The sequence below is a fragment of the Vibrio sp. 2130-1 genome (assembly GCF_033339515.1).
The window spans coordinates 1-623 of record NZ_JAWOUT010000424.1; the positions used below are offsets into that span (position 1 = coordinate 1).

The window sequence follows — 623 nt, forward strand, 5'->3', positions numbered from 1 at the left end:
GGATGTTTCCCATCGCAATCGCGAGCGGCAACACTTTCGTTCTTAAGCCTTCCGAGCAAGTGCCTTTAACCTCGATTCGCTTAGCTGAGCTTTTTGAAGAGGCGGGTGCGCCAAAAGGCGTATTGCAGATCGTTCATGGCCGCAAAGATCAAGTCGATTTCTTGCTTGCTCATCCCGATATTCGCGCGGTGTCTTTCGTCGGCTCAGTGCCTGTCGCGCAGTACATTTACACCACGGGAACTCAATACTTTAAACGCGTACAAGCCTTTGCTGGCGCTAAAAATCACATGGTTGTCATGCCTGATGCTAACAAAGATCACGTCATCAACAACTTGGTGGGATCATCGGTTGGTGCTGCAGGGCAACGTTGCATGGCGATTTCAGTCGCGGTGTTTGTTGGCGAGTCAAAAGCCTGGATTGCGGATCTCAAACAAGAAATGGCGAAAATCCATCCCGGCGCTTGGGATGATGAGGATGCTGCGTATGGCCCTTTGATCAGTGAGCAAGCCAAGCAGCGAGTTTTGGGTTTGATTGAGTTAGGCAAACAACAAGGTGCGGTGTGTGAACTTGATGGCAGCCAATGTGAAGTTGAAGGGTTTCCCGATGGTAATTGGGTCGGGCCA

The 623-nt window shown here is 50.7% G+C and carries 1 protein-coding gene; it reads left to right on the forward strand.

The window, feature by feature from the left end:
• On the forward strand, window positions 1-623 hold a 623-nt coding region (locus R7Q09_RS26620), incomplete at both ends, for an aldehyde dehydrogenase family protein (protein WP_318144005.1).